This is a genomic window from Pseudomonas sp. FP215 (assembly GCF_030687795.1).
GTDB lineage: Bacteria > Pseudomonadota > Gammaproteobacteria > Pseudomonadales > Pseudomonadaceae > Aquipseudomonas > Aquipseudomonas salmasensis.
Genome location: NZ_CP117447.1, coordinates 2,117,451 through 2,142,104 on the forward strand (window position 1 = coordinate 2,117,451; position 24,654 = coordinate 2,142,104).

At 61.2% G+C, this 24,654-nt stretch carries 20 protein-coding genes and 1 pseudogene; 8 read left to right on the forward strand and 13 right to left on the reverse strand.

The window, feature by feature from the left end; genetic code table 11:
* Positions 1–66 precede the first annotated feature (66 nt).
* The 8 genes from PSH76_RS09815 to PSH76_RS09850 form a co-directional block, all read right to left on the reverse strand.
* Complete coding sequence (locus PSH76_RS09815; RefSeq protein ID WP_305493986.1) at positions 67–807, reverse strand: molecular chaperone; 741 nt, start codon at positions 805–807, stop codon at positions 67–69.
* A 75-nt stretch (positions 808–882) separates the two neighbouring features.
* Positions 883–1,485, reverse strand: a complete 603-nt coding sequence (locus PSH76_RS09820; protein WP_003192447.1) for a fimbrial protein — start codon at positions 1,483–1,485, stop codon at positions 883–885.
* 197 nt (positions 1,486–1,682) lie between these two features.
* Positions 1,683–2,330: a response regulator gene (locus PSH76_RS09825; protein WP_003192445.1), complete on the reverse strand. Its 648-nt coding sequence runs from the start codon at positions 2,328–2,330 to the stop codon at positions 1,683–1,685.
* Positions 2,331–2,353: 23 nt separating this feature from the next.
* Positions 2,354–5,527, reverse strand: coding sequence for a hybrid sensor histidine kinase/response regulator (locus PSH76_RS09830; protein ID WP_305493987.1), 3,174 nt, complete (start codon positions 5,525–5,527; stop codon positions 2,354–2,356).
* A 70-nt stretch (positions 5,528–5,597) separates the two neighbouring features.
* Positions 5,598–6,791, reverse strand: a complete 1,194-nt coding sequence (locus PSH76_RS09835) for an EAL domain-containing protein (protein WP_305493988.1) — start codon at positions 6,789–6,791, stop codon at positions 5,598–5,600.
* The gene (locus PSH76_RS09840; RefSeq protein WP_305493989.1) at positions 6,778–9,576 is read right to left on the reverse strand and encodes an ATP-binding protein; all 2,799 of its coding nucleotides are present in this window, start codon (positions 9,574–9,576) and stop codon (positions 6,778–6,780) included. Before PSH76_RS09840 ends, PSH76_RS09835 begins: the two co-directional genes overlap by 14 nt.
* 57 nt (positions 9,577–9,633) lie before the next feature.
* Positions 9,634–10,617 carry a fimbrial protein gene (locus tag PSH76_RS09845; RefSeq protein WP_003192439.1) on the reverse strand — a complete coding sequence of 328 codons (984 nt, stop codon included), beginning with the start codon at positions 10,615–10,617 and terminating at the stop codon, positions 9,634–9,636.
* A 23-nt stretch (positions 10,618–10,640) separates the two neighbouring features.
* Entirely contained in the window at positions 10,641–11,330 is a 690-nt protein-coding gene (locus PSH76_RS09850) for a molecular chaperone (RefSeq protein WP_370874650.1), read from the reverse strand.
* A gap of 198 nt (positions 11,331–11,528) precedes the next feature.
* Here PSH76_RS09850 and PSH76_RS09855 point away from each other — a divergent pair, with 198 nt between their 5' ends.
* Positions 11,529–12,050, forward strand: coding sequence for a chemotaxis protein CheY (locus PSH76_RS09855; RefSeq protein WP_305493991.1), 522 nt, complete (start codon positions 11,529–11,531; stop codon positions 12,048–12,050).
* Between the two features lie 15 nt (positions 12,051–12,065).
* Here the strand turns inward: PSH76_RS09855 and PSH76_RS09860 are convergent, their stop codons facing one another.
* Together PSH76_RS09860 and PSH76_RS09865 are read right to left on the reverse strand one after the other, a co-directional pair.
* Positions 12,066–13,271 (reverse strand): DUF1835 domain-containing protein, encoded by a 1,206-nt coding sequence (locus tag PSH76_RS09860; RefSeq protein WP_305493992.1) that lies wholly within the window; start codon positions 13,269–13,271, stop codon positions 12,066–12,068.
* Between the two features lie 282 nt (positions 13,272–13,553).
* Positions 13,554–14,630, reverse strand: coding sequence for an aldo/keto reductase (locus tag PSH76_RS09865; protein WP_003192433.1), 1,077 nt, complete (start codon positions 14,628–14,630; stop codon positions 13,554–13,556).
* A 216-nt stretch (positions 14,631–14,846) separates the two neighbouring features.
* Between PSH76_RS09865 and PSH76_RS09870 the strand changes: the two genes are divergently transcribed.
* From PSH76_RS09870 to PSH76_RS09885, 4 genes are all read left to right on the forward strand, one after another.
* Positions 14,847–15,479 carry a glutathione S-transferase family protein gene (locus PSH76_RS09870; RefSeq protein WP_098950883.1) on the forward strand — a complete coding sequence of 211 codons (633 nt, stop codon included), beginning with the start codon at positions 14,847–14,849 and terminating at the stop codon, positions 15,477–15,479.
* Positions 15,480–15,495: 16 nt separating this feature from the next.
* Entirely contained in the window at positions 15,496–16,416 is a 921-nt protein-coding gene (locus PSH76_RS09875; RefSeq protein ID WP_305493993.1) for a LysR family transcriptional regulator, read from the forward strand.
* Entirely contained in the window at positions 16,416–17,300 is an 885-nt protein-coding gene (locus PSH76_RS09880) for a LysR family transcriptional regulator (RefSeq protein ID WP_305493994.1), read from the forward strand. The genes PSH76_RS09875 and PSH76_RS09880 overlap by 1 nt, the downstream gene beginning before the upstream one ends.
* An 80-nt stretch (positions 17,301–17,380) precedes the next feature.
* A complete protein-coding gene (locus tag PSH76_RS09885; protein ID WP_098950884.1) occupies positions 17,381–18,313 on the forward strand; it encodes a pyridoxamine 5'-phosphate oxidase family protein in 933 nt (310 codons plus the stop codon).
* 154 nt (positions 18,314–18,467) lie between these two features.
* On the opposite strand, the gene PSH76_RS09895 is transcribed toward PSH76_RS09885, so the two are convergent.
* Positions 18,468–18,743 carry a DUF6124 family protein gene (locus PSH76_RS09895; protein ID WP_032896349.1) on the reverse strand — a complete coding sequence of 92 codons (276 nt, stop codon included), beginning with the start codon at positions 18,741–18,743 and terminating at the stop codon, positions 18,468–18,470.
* Positions 18,744–19,317: 574 nt separating this feature from the next.
* On the opposite strand from PSH76_RS09895, the gene PSH76_RS09900 reads away from it, so the two are divergent.
* A complete protein-coding gene (locus PSH76_RS09900) occupies positions 19,318–19,722 on the forward strand; it encodes a RidA family protein (RefSeq protein WP_032896352.1) in 405 nt (134 codons plus the stop codon).
* 111 nt (positions 19,723–19,833) lie between these two features.
* Here PSH76_RS09900 and PSH76_RS09905 read toward each other — a convergent pair whose 3' ends face one another.
* Entirely contained in the window at positions 19,834–21,321 is a 1,488-nt protein-coding gene (locus PSH76_RS09905; RefSeq protein ID WP_305493995.1) for an aldehyde dehydrogenase family protein, read from the reverse strand.
* Between the two features lie 236 nt (positions 21,322–21,557).
* On the opposite strand from PSH76_RS09905, the gene PSH76_RS09910 reads away from it, so the two are divergent.
* Positions 21,558–22,727: a p-hydroxyphenylacetate 3-hydroxylase oxygenase component gene (locus PSH76_RS09910; RefSeq protein WP_032901980.1), complete on the forward strand. Its 1,170-nt coding sequence runs from the start codon at positions 21,558–21,560 to the stop codon at positions 22,725–22,727.
* Between the two features lie 56 nt (positions 22,728–22,783).
* Positions 22,784–23,257: pseudogene (locus tag PSH76_RS09915) on the forward strand (flavin reductase family protein); the annotation flags it as partial.
* A gap of 32 nt (positions 23,258–23,289) precedes the next feature.
* Here PSH76_RS09915 and PSH76_RS09920 read toward each other — a convergent pair.
* Positions 23,290–24,612, reverse strand: a complete 1,323-nt coding sequence (locus tag PSH76_RS09920; RefSeq protein WP_138763305.1) for a hypothetical protein — start codon at positions 24,610–24,612, stop codon at positions 23,290–23,292.
* Positions 24,613–24,654: the final 42 nt, after the last annotated feature.

The window sequence follows — 24,654 nt, forward strand, 5'->3', positions numbered from 1 at the left end:
CTGATTGACGGACAGCCGGGCACGCAAACACGCACGCGAAGTGAGCCTGTGGGTTAGCGAAAGTGCTTAGGGGTTGAGGCGCGATTCAGTCGCATGCGCCGGTAGCGCAGTGCCGCTGGTCAGTGGCGTGCTGTAGTGATTCTGCGCGCCGTAGTCATTGATGCTGGAAAACGACAACTGCACCGGCCCACTGGCAACTGGAGCACTGAGCGCAAACTGTTTTTGCTCGCCGGGCGCAATCATGGTGGAGTCGCTGGCCAAGACCGCCTGCACTTTGATGTCGGCCATGGACACGTGGTACAACGTCGGGTTTTTCACCTGCAACAGGGTTTGGCTGCCGTGTTTGGCCAGCGTCCATTCAAGCTGCGCAGGGGCTTGCAGCGCGCTGCCGGTAAGACCGGCAGGGCGGTAGAAAATCTTGATGCGTTGGCGGATGGCCAACTGCAAGGTGTTCTCGGCCTCGCTGGCCTTGGGGATTTCCTGCACATTGAGCCACACCACCGACTCGCGGTCCGTGGGCATGCCGGTGCCTTCATACAGAATGCGCAGCAGTTGTTGTTCCTTGGCGAATACCCGTGCCAGTGGCGGGGTGACGGCAAACGGCGCGCGGCTGGCGCTGGCGTCGTTCATGTCGACCCAGGATTGAATCAATACATCCTGGTTACCATTACGCACGGTAATGTTGGCTTCCTTGTGGTCACCGTCAAACACGATACGGGTGGCATTCAATGAAATGCTGGCGGCGGCCTGGGTAGCCATGAGCAAGCCCAGCAGCCCCAGACATGCGGCGATAGAACGAGGCGGCATGACGGTTATCCGGTGTAATCAGAAGACAATGGCGAGGCCGCAAGGCCTCGCGCGTTCGGTGCCCGGGGCGCCGAATTATTCGTATTGCAGGATGAACGGCAGGGTGGCGTCACCGCGACCGGCGGTCGACGAACCCGCCGCTGCGGTAGTGACGTAGGCGGCCGCGAAGCTCAGGGTGGCGTCGCCGCCTTCAGTGCCAGCACCGTGCATGGTGCTTTCAATACGTGCGGTGCTTGGCGAGCTGAGGTCAATCAGACCGCCCTTGCTGTCGAGCAGGGCAATACCGACGTTTTGTGCAGTGGCCGAACCCGGGTTCAGGGCCAGTACTTTTTTGCCGGTGACCAGGCCCGAACCGCCGTTGTTGGCGTCAAAGATCATGGCGACCTTGGTGCCCTGATTGCAGTTGACGTTCAGGTTGAAGTCTTTGGCGGTCACACGACCTGCGGTTGGGTTTTCCGCGGTGCCCATGTCCTTGATCGAAACGTTGCCCATGTCCACCGAAATGGTGCGGTCGGAGTTGGCGCCGTCCACCGAGCACGCGTCGTTGTTGATCACGCCGGTGAAGGTGATTTTGCCGCTGCCGCCCAGGGTTGGCGTAGGAGCAGGATCCACGGCAAATGCACTGCCGGAAGCGGCGATAATGGCCGAGGCGATCACAGCCAGGGAAAACTTCTTCATGATGATGTCCGTAAGTGTTAGTTGAAAAGTTTGCTGTTGTTGAACTGCGAGCAAAGAGTAGGCGACGAGGCGGCGGGAGCGAATAAGACGATTCTTATAAGCGCTGGGGTGGGCAGGTTATTTGTGCTGTTGCAGCGGTGAAAGGCTTGAAAATAAAGGGCAAAGCCATTGTCCAGGAATGGCTTGCAAGTTATGCGTTAGTTGAAGATGTTACGTTCCAGGCAATAAGCAAGTAGGTCCTGGTCGCTGCTGACTTCAAGTTTGCGCATGGCCGATATCTTTTGTGCGCTGATGGTCTTTGAACTTCGGTTCTGGCGGCGCGCAATGTCACTCACGCTCATGCCGGAAATAAACAGGCGCAGGATCTCGAACTCTTTGGGCGACAAACTGGTAAAGCGCTCGTCAATTGCCGTGAGGGTCTCTATTACCGAGGTCTTTGGCGGCTCCAGGCTGCGATAGTCGCTGTCCTGGGCGATCGCCTTGAGTGCCAGTTGAATCTCGGTATGCAACTGGCTTTTCTGGATGATGCCGACCACGCCCAGCTCTTGCAGGCGGGTGAGGATCAGGTGGTTGGAGATCATGGTCAGGATCAGGATCTGTACCTGCGGGAAGTGTCGTTTCAGGTACTCCACCAGCTTCAGGCCATCGCCATAAGGCGAGTCGCCTGGCATGTTGTAGTCAGTAATCACGATGTCAGCGCCTTGATGCTGCAACAGCTCGATCAGGCCGGCCGAACACACGGCCTCGCCGACGACTTGAAAACGTATGTCACGCTCTACCAGTTCGCGAACGCCAAGCAACACGATCGGGTGATCGTCTGCGATTACCACGTTGAATTTTTTCATAAAGGGCCGTCCGTAGTGCCAGTTCAAGTGAGTGAAGAGTGCCCGGGCTGGAGAGTCTCCAGAACGGCCGACAGACGCTGCATCACAGTCTTCACCTTGAGCTCAAGCGTTGTGTCGAGGCTGCCCCGGTTAAGTGCGCTTTCCAGTTCGATGCAGGCCTGGGCCAGGCTGAGCGCCTGCACTGCGCCCAGGGCCCCAGCGATCGAGTGCAGCAATTGGCCGAGGCCGCGGGCATCACGCTGGACCAGTGCCACGCCGATGCGCTGCACATCCTGCTGCACGCTGCTGATGAACAGCGGGCGCATCTTGTCCGACAGTTGCACGCGGTCGTCGAATACCTGGGCGTCAGGCTCAACCGGCGACTTGATCTTGCACAGTTTGATCAACTGGTCGCGCAGGGTCTGCAGGCTCAAGGGCTTGACGATCCAGGCGTTCATGCCCACTGCCAGGCAACGTACGCCTTCCTCGCGCATTGCATTGGCGGTCACGCCGACAATCGGCAACTGTGGATCATGCTCACGCAAGGTCCTGGCCAGTTCATAGCCATTCATCAACGGCATATTCACGTCGGTCAGCACCAGGTCGAAGGCCTCCGGTTGCCATAACTGCAACGCCTGTTCACCGTTGGCAGCCAGGCTCACCGAGCAACCGAGCGCCTCCAGTTGCTCCTTGATGATCGCCTGGTTGACCGGGTTGTCCTCGGCCACCAGGATGCGCAGCTCCAGCCGCCCGGCGCTTTGTGGCCGGGTCGCCGTGGGTTGCTCGTGCCTGCCGTGCTGCGCCAGTGATACGGTGGCGGCGATGGTGCGTATGTCGTGCATATCCACCACCCAGCCTTGCGCCGTGTGCAGCGGCGGACTGTGCGCACCGGGCAGGCAGAGCACACGTTGGCCGGCCCATGGCTTGGGGGGCTCGCCAGGTAACAGATCTACCAGTACCGCGTGGTGACTGTCTTTGTCCTGGGGGGGCGCGGCCCGGGCGGCGGTGATGCCCAAGCGGTTGAGCCAGTCACTCATTGCCTGCGCCAGTTCGCGTACCGGTGCCTGCACGTACACCGGCGTCGGGCTGGGTTCGATCAGCGGCAGGTTGGTCAGTGCGCCACAACACAGTGGCAAGCGCATTTTCAGGGTAAAGCTGCTGCCCAGTCCGGGCTCGCTGACCACGCGGATTTCGCCGTCCATCATCTGCGCCAGCCATCGGCAGATCGGCAGGCCCAGCCCGGTGCCGCCTTCGCTGGCGGTGTCCGGTGCCTGGTAGAACAGATCGAAGAGCTTGGCCTGCTGCGCCTCGGCAATGCCCACGCCGGAATCGGTGACTTGCCATTCCAGGTCGACATTATTGGCGTCGCTGCCCACCACCCTGGCACGAATCACCACGCACCCAAAGTCGGTGAACTTGATGGCGTTGCTCACCAGGTTATTGAGGACCTGGCGGATGCGCATCGGGTCGCCCATCAGGCAGTTCGGCAACTGCGGGTCGATGCAACTGTAAAGCTGCAACCCCTTGCGCCGGGCGAAGGCGGCGTAGGTGTGCAAGGTATCTTCGAGCATGTCCAGCGGACAGAAATCCACGGCTTCTATCGCCATTTGCCCGGACTCGATCTTCGAGACATCCAACACATCACTGATCAGTTGGAACAGTGTGGCGGACGAACGCTGGATGGTGTGCAGGTAGGTTTTTTGGTGCGGGTCGAGGTCGGTCAGGCCGAGCAATTCGAGGGTGCCGAGCACGCCATACAGCGGCGTGCGGATCTCATGGCTCATGGTTGCCAGGAACAGCGTCTTGGCCTCGCTGGCCGCATCGGCGGCATGACGTGCCTCTTCCAGGGCCTGGGCGTCTTCGATGTGCCGGGTGATATCGTTGAATGCATACAGGCGTACGTCTTGAGCCTGATAACGGGTCGACACAAAGCCGATCTGCAGGTGCCGGCCCTCGATCTCCAAGTGCGTCTCACCGCTCTCGGCGCCATCGTGCTTACCGGCCATGGCCTGCACCAGGCGTGAGGTGCCCGGCCATTGCTGGGCGCGCTGGTTTTCGATCAATACCTTGCCATCGCTGCGTCGCACCACGCATAACCCAGTAGGTGCGGTGTCGATGATCACGCGGCTGAACGCCACGCTTTCGGCGATGCGTTCGTGGGCCAGTTGTGCTGGGGTGATCACCTGGCGTCGATACCATCGGCTGCCAGCCCAACCCAGTGTAATCAGGCTGAACAGCAGCAACGCCATGGTGCTCAACGGCCACAATGCGGAGTGAAAGAAGTGCGAGTAGTTCAGGCCATAGACCGCGCTCCAGGGCTGGTCGCCGGCCTCGGTGACCTTGAATTCAAAGCCGTCGGCCGTGAAATGCACACCATCGCTGAGCTGCGCTTGGTTGGTTGGCCCAATCAACCGGTTGCCGTCAGGGCCAATCAGGGTAAAGCGATCAAACGCCGAGTGATTCAGCGCGCGCTGTACATCGTCGACCTGCGACACGTCGAGCAGGGTGCCGATCACAGCCTGGCCCTGGGCGTCGAGTGGCAGGCCGATGTAGGCCAGTAAATGCTCGGGTTCGGGGCCGGCCTGCCAATACACCCGATTCTGCTCCAGTGGCTGCGGCGCCTGTGCAAGGATTTGCTGCACGGCGTTGACCCGGGCCACCGGGTTGTCGGTATCCTCGGGGTTTTCCCGGTGCTGATAGCCCACGGACGGAATGGTGATGGCGTAGTCGGCCTGGCGATTGAGCACAAAGGTTTGCGGCGCCTCGTACGGCGACGAGGACCAGAAGGCGCTGTAGTAGCTGGTCAAGTGCGCACCCAGGGCAAAAATCGGCGGCCTGGCGGCGGTGCTGATCTGCTGTTCATCGAACTTGACGCTGAATGGCACCGAAAACGAATACTTCTGGCCTTCGTACAGTGTGCGGCGGTTGTCGACCATGCGGCTTTTGAGGCTGACCTGCACGTGGGTGGCGCGCAGCAGTTCGGCCTGGATGCCGGGGTGTGTCAGGCTCTTGAGGTAGGTTTGCTGTTCTGCGAGGTTTTCCATCAGCCGCGCAAAGTGAAAGCGCATTGCGCTGTAGCGCACTTCGACGCCTCGGTGCAGAGACCAGTAATTGGTCAGCATCAGCAGCAACGCGACTCCCATCAACACCATCAAGCCTTTGTTCAGACGCAATGAGCTGCGGGTAAAGGCTTCGAGAATCGCGTTATTGTGCTTCATCAGGGGTTTCCGCAGGCGCAGGATAAATCGGCACTGGATGGAGCTTACTCCTTATGATCGTGGCCGCCAGCTAGTGAGATGTCGCGGGGCCATCATTGTTCAGTAGTTGCTGAAATTGGTCCGAAGACACTGCGTGAGAGATCAGGAAACCCTGCACCTGATTGCAGTCGATTTTGCGCAGCAGCGCCAATTGCTGCGGGGTCTCCACGCCCTCGGCAACCACCGTCAGACCCAACTTGCGGCCCAGCGCGATAATGCTCGCCAATGCCTGGGCGATGCCTTCGTTGTCGTGGCTGCCCTGCACCAGTGCCTGGTCGATCTTCAGTTCGGTAAATGGCGTGGACACCAGATTGAGGTAGGAGCTGTAGCCCTTGCCGAAATCATCCTGGGACAAACCGAACCCCTTGATCCGCAATCGGCAGGCGCCGGCGTAGAAATTGCTGATGTCCTGCGGCACCGAACATTCCATCAACTCGAAGCAGATCATTCCCGGGATACCATCGTGGTGCAGCACGAACTCCAGCAAACGGTCGGCCAGGTCATGGCTGTTGAGCAAGTGGGTCGGCAGGTTGATCGACACCGGAATTTCATAGCCGCGCTGGCGCCAGTGTTCTTGGGCGTGGATCGTTTGCTTGAGCACCAGCCACAACAGCCGCTCCTCCAGTTCGAACGCCTTGATTGCCGGCAGGAACGCGGCAGGCAGCATCACGCCTTGTTCGGGGTGCATCCAGCGCACCAGGGCTTCGGCGGCGACGATACGGCCGTTGGCCAGGGATTTTTTCGGCTGGAACCAGGCCTGGAACTGGCCGCTGCTCATGGCCTGCACCAGCGTGTGACGGTCGATGTCCATGTGCTCGGGCAGTTCGGGGGTAGGCGTGCGCACCCTGTTCCTGAGTTGGTTGACCAGGGTGCGTAAGGCTTCGGCGTTCACGGGCTTGGAAATCAGGCCAAGCACTTCCACATCGAGGTTTTTCGCCACCAGGCTGGCCGCCATCAGCATGCGCCTCGACGCCGCACTCATGATTGCCAGCGCCGGCTTGCAGCGCAGGCTGGCCAGGCACTGGATAAACTGCACGCCGTCCATGCCGGGCATCAGCAGGTCGGTCAGTACCAGGTCGAAGTCCCGCTGGCGCAGGCGCTCCAGCGCTTCTTTGCCATCCTCGGCGGTTTCGAGCAGGAAGTCTCCCAACTCGCTGAGCAAGTTCTGCAGGTAGATATGCTGCAGGGGATGGTCCTCGACAATCAGAATACTAAGGGGCTTCATGGGTGATCCGTGCATAAGGCGCCAGGGAGTTGAATAGAGCCCGCAACGCAAAGGGTTTGACCAGGCAATGGTTCATGCCGGCGGCCAGGCACAGGTCGGCCTCGCCGCGCATGGCGTTGGCGGTGGCCCCGATAATCGGCAACGTGCAGCCCTGGCGCCGCAGTTCACGCGCCAGTTCATAGCCGTTGATATGGGGCATGTTCACATCCGTCAACACCACGTCGAAGTTGCCGGCGGTGTGGAGCTGCAACGCTTGCTGACCGTCGGCCGCCAGCTCCACGGTGCAGCCGAGTTCTTCCAGTTGATCACGCAAAATCAGCTGGTTGATGATGTTGTCCTCGGCCACCAGCAGGTGCAGGTTGAGTTTGTTCAGATCCCGCCGGTGCGTTTGCTCATCGGCACGGGCCACCCATAGCCCTTGCGCCTGGCTCACGGCCTGATGAATAGCCCCCAGGTGGTTGAGGTTGACGTGCCAGGCGCCGGCGTCGGCTTCTACGCCGGGGCAGGCGTTGCTGCTCACGTGAATCACCGGCCCGGGCCACTCGGGCACCAGCAACGGGTCGACGCTGCCGGGGTGCACTTGCAACAGCAGATGCGTGTCCGCCAGCGTCGGCAAGCCGGCCTGGGCCCTTGCGCCCCAGCGGCGCAACCAGCCGGCGATCGCGTTTGCCAGTTCCGGGATCGGCGAGGCCACGTAAATGGTCTCAGCCAGCAACGGTGTCATCGGTGGAACAGATGCTTCTTCCAACGGTAGGATCAGGCTGAAACTGCTGCCCAGGCCGAGTTCGCTGACCATGCGGATATTGCCGTTCATCAACTCCGTCAGGCGCTGGCAGATAGGCAGGCCCAGGCCGGTGCCGGCGACCACATTGGTATTGCCTTCACTCTGGTAAAACGGCTCGAAGATCATCGCCTGGTCTTCCTGGGCGATACCTTTGCCGGTGTCCGAGACTTGCCACAACAGACTGGAGCGTTCCCCGTCGCGGCCCAGCACTTTGACCCGCATTACCACGCGCCCATAGTCGGTAAATTTCACCGCGTTATTGAGCAGGTTATTGAGAATCTGGCGGATGCGCGTTACGTCGCCGATCAGGCGTTCCGGCAGCTTGGGATCGAAGCAGGCATACAGCTGCAGGCCCTTGGCGTGGGCGGCTGCGGCGTAGCCCTGGATGATTTCATGCACAAGGTCCAGCGGCGAGAACTCGCCCATCTCCAGTGCCAACTGCCCGGCCTCGATCTTCGATACGTCCAGCACATCGCAGATCAGTTGCAGCAAGGTCGACGATGAGCCTTCGATCGCCTGCAGGTAGTCCTTTTGTTGTGCATCCAGTTGCGTGCGCGCCAGCAGTTCCAGGGTGCCGAGCACGCCATACAGCGGTGTACGGATTTCATGGCTCATGGTCGCCAGGAACAGGGTTTTTGCCGCGTTGGCTGCGTCCGCCGATTGCCGCGCCTCTTCCAGCGCCGCCTCGACCTGCTTGCGCGCACTGATGTCACTGAAGGCGCAAAACAGCACGTCTTCGCCTTTGTAGCGGGTCGGTGCACTGCTCAGGTACAGGTGACGGCCGTCGATGGTTTCAAAGTAGTCACTGCGCTCGGAAGGTCCGTTGGCAAAGGCTTGTTCGATCCAGCCGGCGCGCAGCGCCTCGCGCTCCGGCCCGTTACCCAGCCATTGCTGGGCCAGGGTGTTTTCCAGTACCACCCGGCCGTCGGTGCGGCGCAGCACGCAAAGGGCCACTGGCGCGGTCTGGATCACATCGCGGCCGAAGGCTTCGCTTTCGATCAACGCCTGGATGCGATGGATCGACGGAATGATGAAACGCTGATCGACGCGGCGCATCACCAGCCAGATCAGTGTCAGGCTGAACAGGCAGAACAGCAGCGAACCGAGCAGCTGTTTCCACAGGCCGGTGACCACCGCACGCAGGTCGATGGAGTACATCAACTGCCATTCAGAGGACTTCAGGTGTTTGCGAATCACCAGGTGGTCGGGCAGCCAGCCGCTGCCGACAAAACCGAAAAAACTGTCTTCGCCGGGCCTCAGGTGTTGCTGGCTCAACTGTGTATCGGTGCTGTTGGTGAACACCAGCATGCCCTGGGAATTGAGCATCATGAACTCACCGGCGCTCTGGTCGCTGAGTGTCGATGAGACTTCACGGCTATCCATCTCCAGGCCGAGCCAGCCGGAGCCGCGATCACGCTCGTCCAGGCGGATGAAGATATACAGGTGCGAGTGCTGTTCAGTCCTGTCGCTCAGCCAAAGTTCGTTAAGCGTGGCCGGGTCGGTGTGCTGCAGAGCCTTGAGGCGGTTGAGCATACATTTGGAAATCGGCAATACCTGCGCGGTGGCGTCGTAAAGGCGCATCACTTGCGGGTTGGGGCCGGCGTTTACATAGAGTAGGTTCAGCTGTGTGGCCTTGAGGTAGTCGCGCATGCGTGCGGTCAGCCAGATGCTCCACTGGTTGCCCGATGTGTCGCCCAATTCCAGGTGTTGTTCTTCGGCCGAGGACGGATAGACCCTGGACTGCTTGCGCACTGCCGACAGGCTCAGGCTTTCGAGCAGGGCTTGGCGGTTGGTGAAAAAGGTATGGGCTTCGGCAATGGCGCTGCTCATGTAGCCGCGGCGCTGGGAGATGTCGTTGTTGAAGGTCGACAGCAAAAAGGTATAGACCCCGCTGAGGATGCCTACCAGCAGCACGCTCGCAAAAATACGAAGCAGCCTTCTGGCTGCTTCGGGTCGGGAGAGGACGGGGTTGATCTGGAGCAGATAACTTTTCAATCGCATCGGAAGACTTTACGTCTGGGCCTCTGCCGGTGGCATAAGACGATCCTTAAAAATCACCTACTTGTAGTACATATCCACCACTACGGCAGCGTCGAACGCTCCGGGAATCGGTAGGGTGCGCCACTTGAGGTCGGCGCGGAATTCATCGTGGCTCTGGCCCAGGCCCATCAGCTCCTGCAGCGTGAACCAGTTATTGAAGGGCAGTTGCTGCTGGCTCTCGGCGCGAGACAGCGAGATGCCGACTGAGCTGTTGTTGTCCGGCACCAGCAGGCCATTGTTCACACTGCCGCCGCCCGGCGTGGTGGCGAAGCGTGCGCTGACGGTATAGGGCGTGTCGCAGCCCTTGCGCAGGTTCAGGCTGAAGTTCGCGCTGCTGGCGACTTCACCGATCGAGGCTTTGCGCGAAGGTGTGGGGAAGTTGACCACGCTGGGGCTGATGGTCAGTTCGGGAGTGCAAGGCACGAAGCGGATATCGTTCATGCCAGTGACCACATAATTGAAGTTGCTGTTGGGTCGTGAGTTGAGCCCGCGCACGCCGTCCAGTTGGAACACGCGGTAAGAGGTCAGGGTGCTGGCCTGGCCGCTCGGTGGCGTGGGGTCGTACTTCTCGATGAACACGCTGAAATTGAGGGTGAAGCGCGCCTTGTCCCAGCCCACGCAGTTGGACAAATTGCAGCCTCGGTCGGAGAAGAAACCGGTACCGACCTTACCGGTGCTTTGGGTAATCGGTTGGTTGTTATAGCGAATGCCCACGCGGATCCCGGTGCCGATACTCACGCTGGCCGGGTTGACATAGAAATACACTTCCTCACGGCCGTGGAGGTAGTCGTCCTTGCAGATGACATTGGTCGAGCGCGGGCCGGATTCCCAAATGATGGTGCCGTTGGGTGCGTCGGCGGCGACTGCCAGCGCCGTGCCCAGCGCTTCCTGGGTGATGATCGAGTTGGTGCCGTCCTCGCGGCAGGCCAGTGCGTGGCTGGTGGCGGGCAGGACCGCGCAGGCCCATATCAGTAGGGGTAAACAGCGTTTGGTCAGTGACATTGGTATAAATACCCCGTGATTTATCAGTTGAGCGCCGTGCTATGACGGGCTTGCAAACCGATATCGGTGATTTCGGTGAAGTTGAGAATGGCGCCCTTGGGCACAGCGTCGAGCGCGGTCAGGGTTTTGCGTTCATGGGGCTTGAGCAGCAGGTAATCGCTGAGCGTCTGGCTGTCGATTCGCAGGTTGACCAGCGACAGGTGGAAGGCGCTGGGGTTGTTGACCGTCACCGTGCGCCCGTCGCTGCTCCATACCAATTGCTGCACCGCCTCGGCCGAGCCGCCCTGGAGTGCGGGGGGCCGATAGAACAGCTTGAGCCGCTGGCGGATCGCGAACTGCACGCTGTTGGGGTCTTCAGGCTTGAGCGGGATCTCCATGATATTGAGCCAGAACAGCGATTCCCGATCGCTGGGCAAGCCCTCACCGGCATACAGGATGCGCAGCTTGTGATGCTCCCCGGCGCCCAGTTGTACCAATGGCTCGGTGGCGGCAAAGGGCACGGTGCGGTCGGCTGATTCGTCCTCGCCGGTGATCCAGGTTTGCACCACCACTTCCCGCGAGGCCTGGTTGACCACGCTGATACCGGCGGCCTTGTCCTGGCCGAAATAGATCAGGCGGGTGCCTTCGATCTTCAGCGCCGCATCGGCAGGCGGGGGCGCAAGCACCAGCAACCCGCAGGCCAGCAGCACCATTCTGAGTAGAAACATGAACACGGTAATTCCATGGTCGGGTAAGGGAACGCAGCCCATGGTAGGTAGCGAGTGGCGCGAAGGCTTTGAGGCGATTCTTAAAAGTACGGTGTGCCCCGGATTGCCGTTTCAGAATCGCCTTAAAGTCAGGGTTCACCCCTGACGGTTACTTTGCTCAGCGTTGAATGATCGACGCGGATGCCCAACTGTCAGGTTTACCCTATGTCCAATAAAGCGTTACGCCTTCTGATTGCCGATGCAGAGCTTTTGCAACGGATCAAGATCGAGAAAATGCTCAACCAGCTGGGCTATTACCGCATCGCCCCGTTGAGTTCGTTCGACGAGTTGCAGGCACTGACACGCTCGGGCGTTGTGGCGTTTGACCTGCTGATCATCAACACTGCGCTGGTGCACTCGCGGCAGGTCAACCTGCTCAAGTACTGCCATGACAACCCGTTGATCCGCCACACGCTGATCTATGACGGGCAATGTGCGCAGCGCTCGGTAGTGTCGGTCTCGGTCAGCCAGACCCTGCACCTGTCGTTGTCACAGTCGCCAGACTTCACCTCTCTGCGTCGCTGCATGGAAATTGTCGATCCGGCACACAGTTCTCCGACCGCTGAGTGGCCCATGCTGCGCGCCGTGGACGGCCGAGCGCCCCAGCCTTCGATGAGCCCGCGGGCGGTCTACCAGGGCGACCCGACTGTGGTGGCATGTGCCGTGGGGTTGTTTCCCAAGCGCTGATCGTATCGCGCAGCATCAGTCACGCCAGACGGGCAGATCATCAAGGCCCAGTGCCCAATGAGGTTGCCGTGGCCGCAGGCACACACCACCGACCCAGCGCTCATGGCTGGCGTGCTCCAGCCAGCAGGCATTGCCGTCCAGTACCTGATGCGCCAGTGGCGTCAACGCCAATACGCGGCGCGGCCACTCCACGTCCGTTTCGGCCTCGATCAGCAGCGGCGCCGTCCCATCAATCAATGGGCGCAGCAGCGCGTGAAACATCATATCGCCCAGGAAAGGCAGTGGCTCGCGCTTGGCCATCAACTCGGCAAACACCCGACCGAAAGGCACAGGCCCGGCCTCAGCGATATACCTCAGGGACAAACGTTCAGTCAGTGACAAACCGTCCTCGATACCCGGCAACTCCTGTAGCTGGCGCCGTAACGCCGGTGCCAGAAAAGGCAGGGCAGGGTGATTGCCATGGGCCAGTTCCGCGAGGTTGAGCGGTGAGCTGTCGCAGTAAGCCGACCAGACCCGTTTGGCCAACTGCACTGCGTCGTCGTCGATCAAGCGCCGCTGCGGCCAGAGCCAGGCCAGCACATCGGGGGCCAATTGGCCTATGCCGATAAATCGCTCGACTCCGGGAATTCGGTCTGCCTCAATCAGCTCCAGCTTGCGCGGCGCCTGCTCAAGGCCAGCCAGGGCGCGGACCAGGAACAATTGATCGTAGGCGTCCGCCTCGCACCACAGCACACTGGGATCGGCGTTGTTCAAGGCTTGTAGTTGGTTGTATTCATCGTTGATGCGATGCGCAACTTCAGTGGAGTCAATGGCAAAGGCCTGACTGATAAAGGTACTGCGCATCGCTTGGAACGCTTCGCTGGGTAGTTCACGCACTGGCCCCATGCACAGCGGGTCAGTGAGCATCCGGAACTGTCCCTTGAACCCGGCCAGTTGCAGGCTGTGGGCAATATCATTACCACACCGCCAATGGGTGGTGCGGGATTCATCGCTGGCATCGAAACCAGGGTGGCGGGCGGCAAAGTCGAGGGCGTCGACGTGGGCCTTGAGCTTGGGCCAACTGGCGAAGCCCAGCTGTTTGGCTACCTGCCATTGAGCCTGGGACAAGGTTGCGCTGGGGTCTAGGCTTTTCAGCTGCGACAACAGTTCCTTGGCGCGCTTGCGCTGCTGCTCAAGGTTGAGGCGGCCATTGGTAGTGGAGGCTAAAGGGCGTTGCGACATACGAGCTCCTTGCACAAACCTTTTCCGCTTCAAGGTTGGGAGTCGTAGAAATGGGTGGAGCTGGGATGTCTTGGGCGCAGCCCTTTCCGCGGAAGGTGGCGTAGAGAGCGCCAGGCGGAAATATAGGCAGCATTGCCATCGGGTGGCAACCCCAAAAATGTAGGAGCGAGCTTGCTCGCGAAAAACGTCAACGATAACGCGTGCTTCCTGAATAAACGCGGTGCCTGTGGTTTTTTCGCGAGCAAGCTCGCTCCTACAGAAAAGCCTGCTCCAAGGGGGGGGTTATTTGTCCTGGCGGGCATCCAGGGTTTTTTGATGCTCGGCCAGGAACGGTTGCTCTGCGGGGTCAAAACGATCAATCCCGGCGGTGAAGCGGTGCCAGTAGGGGTACAACGGCTGACGGCGAGTGACAGCTTCGATGCGCGCCGACTGCGCTTCGGTGAGTTTCAGTTCAGTGGCCGCCAGGTTGTCGCGCAGGTGTGCTTCGGTACGGGCGCCGACAATCAGCGAGGTGATCCCGGGGCGATCCTTGAGCCAGGCCAGGCAGGTGCGGGCGACCGAGACGCCGTGTTCATCACCGACGGCGGCGAGGGTCTCGATAATGTCCAGCGCACGTTCCTGATCGTGGACATAGGGTTCCGGCCAACCGCTGCCCTGGCGGGTATTGGCCGGCGGCTTGTGCCCGCGTCGGGTCGTGCCGGTCAGCAGGCCTTCGCCCATCGGCCCCCACACCAGCGTGCCGATCTGCTGGTCCAGGGCCAACGGCAGCAACTCGTACTCGGCCTCTCGGGATTCCGGGGTGTAGTAGATCTGTTGGGTAATTGGCTTGAGCATGCCGTGCAGTTCAGCCTTGCCCAGGGTTTTCATCATTTGCCAGGCGGTGAAGTTGCTGGTGCCGAAGTAGCGGATCTTGCCCGAACCCACCAACAGGCGCAGGGCTTCCAGGGTCTCTTCGATCGGCGTCATACCGTCCCAGTTGTGCAGTTGGTACAAGTCGATGTGGTCGGTGCCCAGGCGCTTGAGGCTGGCTTCGCACGCGCGGATCAAGTGGTAGCGCGATGAGCCGGAGTTGTTGGGGTTGTCGTCCACCGGGCTGCGGCCCTTGGTGGCCAGCAGAATGTCGTTGCGCTTGCCGCCCAGCGCCTTGCCCACCACTTCTTCGGCCAGGCCGTGGGAATAGAGATCGGCGGTGTCGACCATGTTCACCCCGGCGTCGAACGCCATATCGAACATGCGCTTGGCCAGGGGCACGTCCACCGCACCGCATTTTTCAAATTCTGCGCGACCGCCAAAGGGCACGGTGCCCAGGATGATTTCCGATACCAGCAGGCCGGAATGACCCAGTTGTCGGTACTGCATGTTGCCTCCTACTTAACGTTGCACGTGAAGGTGTGAACGATGGGGAGGGCGATAGTTTGAATTTTTTTATGAAACGCTCGCGCCCGGCTTGGCTGCCACGCCAACGATGTATTGTTTCGCTGGATGAAATGCTGGATTGTGAATCCTGGTCATTCCGCCAAATAAGACAGCGGTAGAACATCCCTGGCGTCGATACCCACTCATTTGGAGCCTGTCATGACCCAGCCTGCGATCAAACTCTATGGTTTTCCCCTGTCCGGCCACTCCCACCGGGTCGAGCTGATGCTGTCCCTGCTGGGGCTGACGAGCGAATTTATCCTGGTGGATCTCAAGCAAGGTGCGCATAAAACGCCTGAGTTTCTCACCCGCCTGAACAGCTTCGGCCAGGTGCCGGTGATTGATGACGGCGGCACGGTACTGGCCGACTCCAATGCCATCCTGCTTTACCTGGCCAGCACCTATGGCAACGGCCAATGGCTGCCGAGCGACCCGACTGGCCACGCGCGAGTACAACGCTGGCTCTCGGCCGCCGCCGGCCCACTGCATGCCGGGCCTGCCACGGCGCGCTTGGCCACGGTGTTTGGCGCCGAGGTGGACACTGTCAGCGCAATCAATCGTGCCCATGCCTTGCTGAGCGTGATGGAGCAGCAACTGAACCACAGCCGTTTCCTCGCCAGTGAGCAGCCCAGCATTGCCGATATCGCCTTCTACACCTACGTGGCCCATGCGCCGGAAGGCAATGTGTCCCTGGCCGACTACCCTAAGGTACGCGCCTGGCTGGCCAGCATCGAAGCACTGCCGGGTTTCGTTGGCATGCCGCGCACGGCGGTGGGGCTGCAATCGCAATAACAACTGAGGGGCGCCGATGGACCGATTTCATGAAATGCAGGTGTTCCTGGCCGTGGCCGAGGAGGAGGGCTTCGCGGCTGCCGCGCGCCGCCTGAACACCTCGCCGCCCAGCGTGACTCGGGCCATTGCCGCCATGGAACAACGCATCGGCACTCAGTTGCTGGCGCGCACCACCCGCAGCCTGCACTTGACCGAAGCCGGCCAGCGTTACCTGCAAGATTGCCGACGCATCCTTGCCGAGCTGGATGAGGCCGAGGAAGCGGCGGCGGGCAGTTACTCCATTCCGGGCGGTCAGTTGACGGTGACCGCACCGGTACTGTTTGGCGAGCTGTATGTGGCGCCGGTTCTAGGGGATTATCTGGACCGTTTTCCGTTGGTGAGTATCAACGCCTTGCTGGTCGACAGGGTGGTCAATATGACCGACGAAGGTGTGGATGTAGCGGTGCGTATCGGCCACCTGCACCAATCCGGACAGCAAGCGATCAAGGTCGGCGAAGTACGCCGGGTGGTGTGCGCATCGCCGGCTTATCTTGACCAACACGGGCGGCCCCAGCGCCCCGAGCAGTTGCGTGAGGCCAAGCTCGTCACGTCATCGTCCAGCCAACTGGTCAGTGAGTGGACATTTATCGACGCCGGCCAGCCGCTGAAGGTACCGATCGATCCACGCCTGGTGGTCACCGCCAACAATGCCGCGATCAACCTGGCCCGCCTGGGCTGGGGGATGACGCGGGTACTGTCTTATCAAGTCGCGGCAGCGGTGGCGGCGGGTGAGCTGGAGCTGGTGCTGGAGGATTTCGAACCGGCGCCGCTGCCGATCCACGTGGTGTTCCAGCAAAACGGCCGCGTGCCGGCCAAGGTCAATACGTTTGTGGATTTCCTCAGCCAGCGCCTCGGGCAGGACCCGGCCCTGAACGCGGCGACCAAGCGGCGCGCCTGATGGAGCGTTTTCGCGATATGCAGCTGTTTACCGCGCTGGCCGGGCAACCCAGCCTGGCGTCGGCGGCACGCCATGCACAGGTTTCAGGTCCCACGCTGGTAAGAGCGGTTGCACGCCTTGAGGCACGCCTGCGCGTGGTGTTGCTGCAACGCAGCACCCGCGGCGTCAGCTTGAGCGACGCAGGCCAGGCTTACCTTGCCGACTGCGTGCGCCTGCTGGCAGCGGTGGACGCGGCCGAGGCTTCGGCCAACGGTTTGCATGTGCAGGCCCAGGGCGACCTGCGGATATTCCTGCCGTTACTGTTCAGCCGCTATGTCATGGCGCCGCTGTTGGCCGGCTATGCGGATCGCTACCCGGCGGTGCGTGTGATCGCGCATTACCACGACTATTACCCGAACCTGCACGTAGAAGGGCTGGACGTGGCGGTGCTGGTCGGCGAATTGCCCAGCTCGTCGCTGATTGCGCGGCAGGTCGGGCAGGTGGGCACTGTCCTTTGCGCCAGCCCCGCTTACCTGGCGACCCGGGGCGAACCCCGGCATCCGGCTGAACTCAAGCAGCATCATCTGATTGCCAGCGCCGACCCGGTGCACTGGGATTTCCTGCATTACACCCTCAAGGCTCGCGCCCGGCTGAGTTGCGCCACTGTCCAAGGCGCGATCAATGCGGCGGTGCAGGGGGCGGGCGTGATTCGAACCTTGAGTTACCCGCTGCACGAACACCTGGCGAGCGGCCAGTTGCAGCGCCTGTTGCCTGCCTTCGAGTTGCCGCCGCAGCCGGTGCATGTGGTCTACCGCGAAGGCCGCCATGCGTCGATGCGCGTGCGCAGTTTTGTTGACTACTGCGTCAGCGCGTTGCGCGAGCATCCGGCGTTTCAGTTGGCGTAATAGTGGATTGCCCAGGGTGGGCATTCTCTCCATCGCGACGTGGGCGCAGCATCTGCAGTCTCTAACCGGAGGTGAGCGCCATGCACTCGATTGAAGCAACCCCTTGGCATGTCGGCGAACGGCACATGCAGGAAAGTGCCGGCGTTTCTGAACGCATGGCCATGATCGGGCCCAAGGTCATTCGTGATCATTTGCCTGAGCAGCACCGCGATTTTTACCCGCTACTGCCGTACCTGATCGCGGGTGTGGTGGACGAACAGGGCATCCCCTGGGCGACGATGCTGGAGGGCGCACCAGGCTTCGCGCACTCACCAGATCCGCACACGCTGCAGATCGACAGCCTGCCTTCCAAAACTGATCCCGCCTGGGCTGGAATAACGGATGGCTCGGCCATTGGCCTGCTGGGCATCGACCTCAACACCCGCCGCCGCAACCGCATGAATGGTCGCATCGGAACGCTTGAGGATGAGGGCTTCGCGGTCGAGGTGGTACACACCTTCGGCAACTGCCCCAAGTACATCCAACTGCGCCCCGTCGCCGGCATTGCGCGCAAACCCGGCAACCTGGCCGAGCGCAGCAACCGCCTGGATGACGCGGCTCAAGCACTGATCCGCCACGCCGACACCTTCTTCGTCGCCAGCTACGTCGACCTGCACGGCGAACGCTCGGTGGACGTCTCCCATCGAGGCGGCAATACGGGATTTGTGCGGGTGCAAGGCAACGTGCTGACCATCCCGGATTTCGCCGGCAACCTGTTCTTCAACACCCTCGGCAACCTGCACGCCAACCCGGTGGCGGGGTTGTTGTTTGTTGATTTTGAGACCGGCGACGTGCTGCAAGTGGCCGGGCGTACTTCGTTGATCCTCAGTGGGCCACAAGTGGCTGAGTTCGAAGGCGCGCAGCGCTTGTGGACGGTGACGGTGGAACATGTGGTCCGCCGCCCTGCAGCGTTGGCCTTGCGTTGGCAGTTCGCTGAGTTTTCACCGCACAGCCTGGCGATGGGCACCTGGTAGCCTGGCACGATAATGCCCTGTAGGAGCGAGCTTGCTCGCGAAAAACGTCAACAATAACGCGGGCTTCCTGAGTAAGCGCGGCGCCTGTGGATTTTTCGCGAGCAAGCTCGCTCCTACAGGGAATGTCATTGCCTGTTGGGTTTGTGCGTTTTCATCAGGCCACCGGGCACTCACGGTTCAGCGCTTGATCTACCAGCAACTGCGCAATCTCGATCATCTGCACCACCGCCAGCACCTGCTTGCGGGCGTGACCGTCAAGCTGTTCGGCACAGTCGTAGGCGCAGACGGTCGCGGACTCCAGCATTTCGCTGGCATTGCTCAAGGCGGCTTCAGTGCTGAGTCCGGGGCGGACGGTGAAGATGACATCGGGGGATAGTTGCGGGTTGTCATCCGAGGGGGATGGTGGGGGATTGGGTGTGACTTTTTTCATGGCGAAGCTCCTATGAATGAGCACCTCCATTTCGCTACCACACGAAGTAAGGAGGCGACTGTACACGGGGTGGTAGACCGGTCATAGAAACCCGGCAGGCCGAAGCCTCCCATGCACAGCCGCCACAAAGCAGCCCGCATAAAAAAACGCCCTTGAGCGTTTTTGGGGTCTATGAAAGAACTGGGCTACCACACCCATTCGCTGATTTTGCAGCGACCCGCGAAGGTTAGCGGCGAGGTTCATCGGACGCAACCCGAAAGTTGTGTAAGAGCGGTCCGACAACCGCGCCATTGCGGGTACGCTGAATAACCCATGTAGGAGCGAGCTTGCTCGCGAAAAACGTCAACGATAACGCGCGCTTCCTGAGTAAGCGCGGCGCCTGTGGGGTTTTCGCGAGCAAGCTCGCTCCTACAGGGGGGATGTGATTGCCTGGTGGGTTTGCGCGTTTTCATCAGGCCACCGGGCACTCAAGGTTCAGCGCTTGACCCACGAACATGTTGCTGGATGTTGAACCATCATCCTGAGCGGTTTCTTTGGGTTAGCCTTGTTTTCCTACTGACAACAAGGATTGGTCATGCAACGAAAGGTTATTAATCCCACGACGGTATTCAACTCCCTGCAATACGGTTTCAGCCAGGCCATGGAAGTGCCAGAGGGCCGGCGAATCATGCTGTCGGGGCAGGTGGGCGTGGATGCTCAAGAGCGTACGGTGGGCCCAGGGGTTGCCGAACAAACGGCCACGGCGTTGGACAATGTCGAAAAGGTGCTAGCCGCGGTGGGCGGTGATCTGTCTCATGTGATCATGCTGCGCTTGTATATTGTCGAATCTGCCCGAGAGCAGCAGGAGCCGATTGCCGAGGCTCTGCGCCAGCGCTTCGCGCACAACCCGCCACCGTCTTCGTGGATTATCGTCAGCGGGTTATCGTTGCCGCAGTGGTTGATTGAGATTGAGGCGGAGGCGGTGGTTCCGTTCAGTTAGGGTTTTTGTAGGAGCGAGCTTGCTCGCGAAAAAACCATAGCCGCCGTCTTTATTCAGGATGCACGCGTTATCGTTGACGTTTTTCGCGAGCAAGCTCGCTCCTACAGCTATTCAATACCGAATCATCACCGACTTAAGCTCGGTGTAATCCTCAATAAACGCACTGCCAAACTCCCGCCCCAGCCCCGAAGACCGGCTGCCACCAAACGGCACTGCCGGGTCGAGCAAGGTGTGCATGTTCACCCACACGGTGCCAGCCTTGACGGCCGGGATCATGCGCAGGGCCTTGCCCAGGTCATTGGTCCACAGGCTGGCGCTCAAGCCGTAGGGCCCGTGGTTCATCATCGCCAGCAGTTCGTCTTCATCGTCGTAGGGCAGGAAGGTGGCGATGGGGCCGAAGGTCTCTTCGTTGAGCAGGGTGTCGTGCAGGTGGTTGGCGAGGATTACGGTGGGTTCGACGTAGCAGCCGGGGCGGTCGATGAGGTGGCCGCCGTGGATGATCGTGTTGTTTTCGGCGCGGGCCTGGTTGAAGTAGCCGAGCAGTTTGTGTTGGTGTTGCTGGTGGGTCACTGGGCCGAATTCGGTGTGTTCGTCCAGGGGCGAGCCGATGGTCAGGCGGCTGAGACGTGCCTTGAGTTTTTCCAGCACGGCGTCGATCTGCGAGCGGTGCACGAAGAAACGCTCGGCCGCCGCGCAGATTTGCCCAGAATGCAAGAAGCCCGCTTCGATGATGCCATCCACCGCTTTGTCTACATCCATGTCGCGCAGGAAACCGGCGGCGTTCTTGCCGCCCAGTTCCAGGGTCGCGCGGGTCAGCCCGGCGCCCATGGCACTGCGGCCCACCGCAATACCGGTGGGCACTGAGCCGGTGAACGACACCTTGTGGGTGCCGGGGTGTTCCACCAGCCCCTTGCCGACATGGCCGCCGCCGGTCAGCACGTTGAGTACGCCCGCCGGCAACCCGGCGTCGATGGCCAGTTCGGCGATGCGCAGCAGGGTCAGCGGCGTGAATTCGCTGGGCTTGATGATGATGCTGCAGCCGGTTACCAGCGCCGAGGCGAGCTTCCAGATGGCGATCATGGTCGAGAAATTCCACGGCACAATGCCTACCACCACGCCCACCGGTTCGCGCAAAGTGAAGGCGGTGTAGCGCTCGCCATTGAACGAAGGCAGCGACGGCGTGAGCGTCTGGCCGCTGAGCTTGGTGGCCCAACCTGCGTAGTAACGCAGGAAATGCGCGGCCTGGTCGACCTCAAAGGCGCGGGAAATCTGGATGATCTTGCCCGACTGGCAGGTTTCGATCTGCGCCAGTTCTTCGCGGTGGTGCTCCAGCAGGTCGGCCAGTTTCAGCAGCACGTTGCCACGAATGGCCGGTGCGGTCTGCGACCACAACTGGAAACCCCGGTTGGCGCAAGCGACCGCAGCGTCGATATCCGCCAGGTCTGCGTCGGCCACATCGGCGATCACCTGGCCGGTGGCGGGGTTGGTCACGCTCAGGCGTGCATCGGCGTGGCTGCGCACACTGGCGCCGTCGATGAATAGCCCATGACGGCGACGCAAAAAGGCTTCGACGTGAGGCAGCAGCGGGATATCGCTCATGGCAGGTTCCTGGCAGTTCACAAAAGAAAACTCGAGGTTAACCAACGCGCAGGTACGCGGCTTGACTGTGCCTGCCAGGTTTTATGCCTGTGCCTGCCGTGCCTGTGAAAAGTACAACCTTGCCTGCCGAACGTGCATGTTGTGCCGGCGCAAGCCGGTCGATACTGGCCCTGCATCCCGCGCCGTTCCACGATTTGGAGCGCCTGCCGGACTTCCAATAATAAGCAGGGCCGTCCATGAAAAAGCCAAACCCGCTCCTCGAAGACCTCAAGCCTCTTCTGCCTGCCATTGCCGCCAACGCCAGCCGTGCCGAACAGCTGCGCCAAGTGCCGGATGAGAATATCGCGCTGCTCAAAAGCATCGGCCTGCACCGCGCCTTCCAGCCCAAGGCATTCGGCGGCCTGGAACTGTCGCTGCCCGAATTCGCCGATTGCATCGCCTTGCTCGCCGGCAGTTGCGCCAGCACCGCCTGGGCCATGAGTTTGTTGTGCACCCACAGCCATCAACTGGCGCTGTTCTCGGCGCAGTTGCAGGAGGAGATCTGGGGCGCCAACCCGGATGCCACGGCCAGCAGCAGTATTGCGCCGTTCGGCCGGGTGACCGAGGGCGAGGGCGGCGTGTACTTCAGTGGCGAGATGGGCTGGAGCAGCGGCTGTGACCATGGCGAATGGGCGATTGTTGGCTGCCGTCGCCAGAATGCCGAAGGCACCCAGGACTACTGCTTTGCCGTGCTGCCGCGCAGTGACTATCAGATCCGCGATGACTGGTTTGCAGCCGGCATGAAAGGCAGCGGCACCAAGACCCTGATCATCGACAACGCCTGGGTGCCCGAGCACCGTATCCAGAAGGCCAAGGACATGATGGAAGGCAAGTCCGCAGGCTTTGGTCTGTACCCAGACAGTCAGATTTTCTACGCGCCGTATCGGCCGTATTTCGCCAGTGGCTTTTCCACCGTCAGCCTCGGCGTGGCCGAGCGCATGCTGGAGGTGTTCCGCGAAAAAACCAAAAACCGTGTGCGCGCCTACACCGGTGCTGCCGTTGGCGCAGCGACCCCGGCGCTGATGCGCTTGGCCGAGTCCACCCACCAGGTGGCCGCCGCTCGGGCGTTTTTGGAGAAAACCTGGCAAGACCACGCCGAACACAGCGCTGCCCACCGCTACCCCGCGCGAGAAACCCTGGCGTTCTGGCGCACCAACCAGGCCTACGCCACCAAGATGTGCATCGAAGCGGTAGACCGCCTGTTCGCCGCCGCCGGTGGCAATGCCTGGTTCGAACACAACGAAATGCAGCGCCTGTTCCGCGATGCCCACATGACCGGCGCCCATGCCTACACCGACTATGACGTGTGCGCGCAGATCCTCGGCCGTGAGCTGATGGGCCTGGAACCCGACCCGAGCATGGTGTAGCCGCGTTTTCCCTACAACAATCAGGGCGGCCCATAGAGGCCACCCAGGAGTCTTGCATGTCTGACGTATTCGACCCACGAGCCTTTCGTCGCGCCTTGGGCAACTTTGCCACTGGCGTGACCGTGGTCACCGCCGCCACCGCTTCCGGGCGCAAGGTGGGCGTGACGGCCAACAGTTTCAACTCGGTGTCCCTTGACCCGCCGCTGGTGCTGTGGAGCATCGACAAACGCTCCAACAGCCATGCGGTGTTCGAGGAGGCCAGCCACTTTGCCGTGAATGTGTTGGCGGCGGACCAGGTGCATCTATCCAACAATTTCGCGCGCCCCCGTGAAGACCGCTTCGCCCTGATCGAATACGAGCCGGGGGAGGGTGGCTCGCCGGTGTTCGCCGATTGCTCGGCGCGTTTTCATTGTGAGAAATACCAGCAGGTGGACGGCGGCGACCATTGGATCATGATCGGCAAGGTGGTGGCCTTTGATGACTTTGGCCGTGCGCCGCTGCTCTATCATCAGGGCGCGTATGCCGAGGTCCGGGCGCTGCCTCCTTGCGCGCCCGAGGCGGTTTAGAACGGCACGGCGACCACCAGTTGGCTGTAGACATTGGTGCCGTTGCCGCCGACCTGGTTGCCGCCGTTGTCGGCTGATTTATTCGGTTTGTACAGGCCGAGCAGCGGCGTGATGATCAGGTGCTCGTTGACGGCCCATTCGGCATACAGGTCCAATTCGCGGCCATCCAGATTGGGCTGGTCACGGGTACTCACGGTGTTGTAGTCGAAGAACAGCGCCCCAAGGGTGACGTTCTCCAAGGGCTTGACCTTGAGCGCCACGTGCTGCACGGCGGTATTGCTGTTGAAGGGGCCGGAATAGTTGCCCGCCACTTCGCCCTGCACCCAGGTGCCGTAGCCACGGTTGAAGCCTGAGAACATGCCGTCCCAGTTCTTTGAATAGCGTGCATAACGATAGGTCAGGTCCGGTGACCACGGCAGGTTGGCAAAGGTGTAGCCGGCTTCGGCGTAGCCGGCATTTTCCTGGCCGTCGCGACGGCTTTGGCGCGCCAGTTCGAAGGCGAAGTGCGCGTTGTCGATACCGGCACTGCCGGCGCCGCGCAGGCTGTAGAGGTTCATGCCTTTGCGCTGGCGCTGCAGGTCGGTGGCGAAGCGCTCATCCACGTCGATGCCGTGAATGTAGGTCAGCCCCAGGGTGCCCGGCGCGGCAGTGTATTCCAGGGTGCCGGCGGCCATTTCGGTGAGGGCCTGGGCGCGGTTGTCGGACTTGATCCACATCAGGCTGCCGTGCACACCGTCCTTGCCGCCCAGGCGAATCACCGCCGTTTTATCGAAGGCATGGCGCGCGGCGATGTAGTAGGCGCCGCCGCGATTGAACTCGCCGTCGCCCACGCCATTGCCCAGGTTGGGGCCGTCGTCGTTAAGGATAAAACCGTCGCCGAGCATGATGATCTGGCGACCGAACGACAGGTCCAGGCCATCCTTGCCCAGCGCCGGTAACAACTCGCCAGACCGCCAGCCCGCAAAGGCCTCGTCAAACTTGGTGGTGCGCTCGGTGCCGTTGGTGAGCCCTGCCGCATCGCCATCGCCCCAGGTACCGGAACTCACCAGGTTGGCCGTGCCATACACGCCGCCCAGGTGGCCCAGGCTTTGTTCGACGCTCAAGCCGTACTTGATGAACGCCTCGCGCCAGGTGGAGCCGCCGCTGCGCCCATCGTAGTTCTTCGGGCTGTTGAACATACCGTACACGGCGAGGAAGTTGCCGGTGACCTGGGTGTCGGCGTCGGCATATAACTCGATGGCCTGCGCCTGGCCCACCAGCAGTGCCACGCCCAGGCAGACCGCCTGGCGCAGGCGGCGGTTTTTCAGTGTGTGCTCCATTGTTATTGCCCCCATCTTGGTTAAGAGTGAGGGCGCATTAGG

Bases quoted from the DNA above. Each gene is read 5' to 3' on its own strand.
- PSH76_RS09815 (WP_305493986.1), bottom strand. From the start codon at position 807: ATGCCGCCTCGTTCTATCGCCGCATGTCTGGGGCTGCTGGGCTTGCTC.
- PSH76_RS09820 (WP_003192447.1), bottom strand. From the start codon at position 1,485: ATGAAGAAGTTTTCCCTGGCTGTGATCGCCTCGGCCATTATCGCCGCT.
- PSH76_RS09825 (WP_003192445.1), bottom strand. From the start codon at position 2,330: ATGAAAAAATTCAACGTGGTAATCGCAGACGATCACCCGATCGTGTTG.
- PSH76_RS09830 (WP_305493987.1), bottom strand. From the start codon at position 5,527: ATGAAGCACAATAACGCGATTCTCGAAGCCTTTACCCGCAGCTCATTG.
- PSH76_RS09835 (WP_305493988.1), bottom strand. From the start codon at position 6,791: ATGAAGCCCCTTAGTATTCTGATTGTCGAGGACCATCCCCTGCAGCAT.
- PSH76_RS09840 (WP_305493989.1), bottom strand. From the start codon at position 9,576: ATGCGATTGAAAAGTTATCTGCTCCAGATCAACCCCGTCCTCTCCCGA.
- PSH76_RS09845 (WP_003192439.1), bottom strand. From the start codon at position 10,617: ATGTCACTGACCAAACGCTGTTTACCCCTACTGATATGGGCCTGCGCG.
- PSH76_RS09855 (WP_305493991.1), top strand. From the start codon at position 11,529: ATGTCCAATAAAGCGTTACGCCTTCTGATTGCCGATGCAGAGCTTTTG.
- PSH76_RS09860 (WP_305493992.1), bottom strand. From the start codon at position 13,271: ATGTCGCAACGCCCTTTAGCCTCCACTACCAATGGCCGCCTCAACCTT.
- PSH76_RS09865 (WP_003192433.1), bottom strand. From the start codon at position 14,630: ATGCAGTACCGACAACTGGGTCATTCCGGCCTGCTGGTATCGGAAATC.
- PSH76_RS09870 (WP_098950883.1), top strand. From the start codon at position 14,847: ATGACCCAGCCTGCGATCAAACTCTATGGTTTTCCCCTGTCCGGCCAC.
- PSH76_RS09875 (WP_305493993.1), top strand. From the start codon at position 15,496: ATGGACCGATTTCATGAAATGCAGGTGTTCCTGGCCGTGGCCGAGGAG.
- PSH76_RS09880 (WP_305493994.1), top strand. From the start codon at position 16,416: ATGGAGCGTTTTCGCGATATGCAGCTGTTTACCGCGCTGGCCGGGCAA.
- PSH76_RS09885 (WP_098950884.1), top strand. From the start codon at position 17,381: ATGCACTCGATTGAAGCAACCCCTTGGCATGTCGGCGAACGGCACATG.
- PSH76_RS09895 (WP_032896349.1), bottom strand. From the start codon at position 18,743: ATGAAAAAAGTCACACCCAATCCCCCACCATCCCCCTCGGATGACAAC.
- PSH76_RS09900 (WP_032896352.1), top strand. From the start codon at position 19,318: ATGCAACGAAAGGTTATTAATCCCACGACGGTATTCAACTCCCTGCAA.
- PSH76_RS09905 (WP_305493995.1), bottom strand. From the start codon at position 21,321: ATGAGCGATATCCCGCTGCTGCCTCACGTCGAAGCCTTTTTGCGTCGC.
- PSH76_RS09910 (WP_032901980.1), top strand. From the start codon at position 21,558: ATGAAAAAGCCAAACCCGCTCCTCGAAGACCTCAAGCCTCTTCTGCCT.
- PSH76_RS09920 (WP_138763305.1), bottom strand. From the start codon at position 24,612: ATGGAGCACACACTGAAAAACCGCCGCCTGCGCCAGGCGGTCTGCCTG.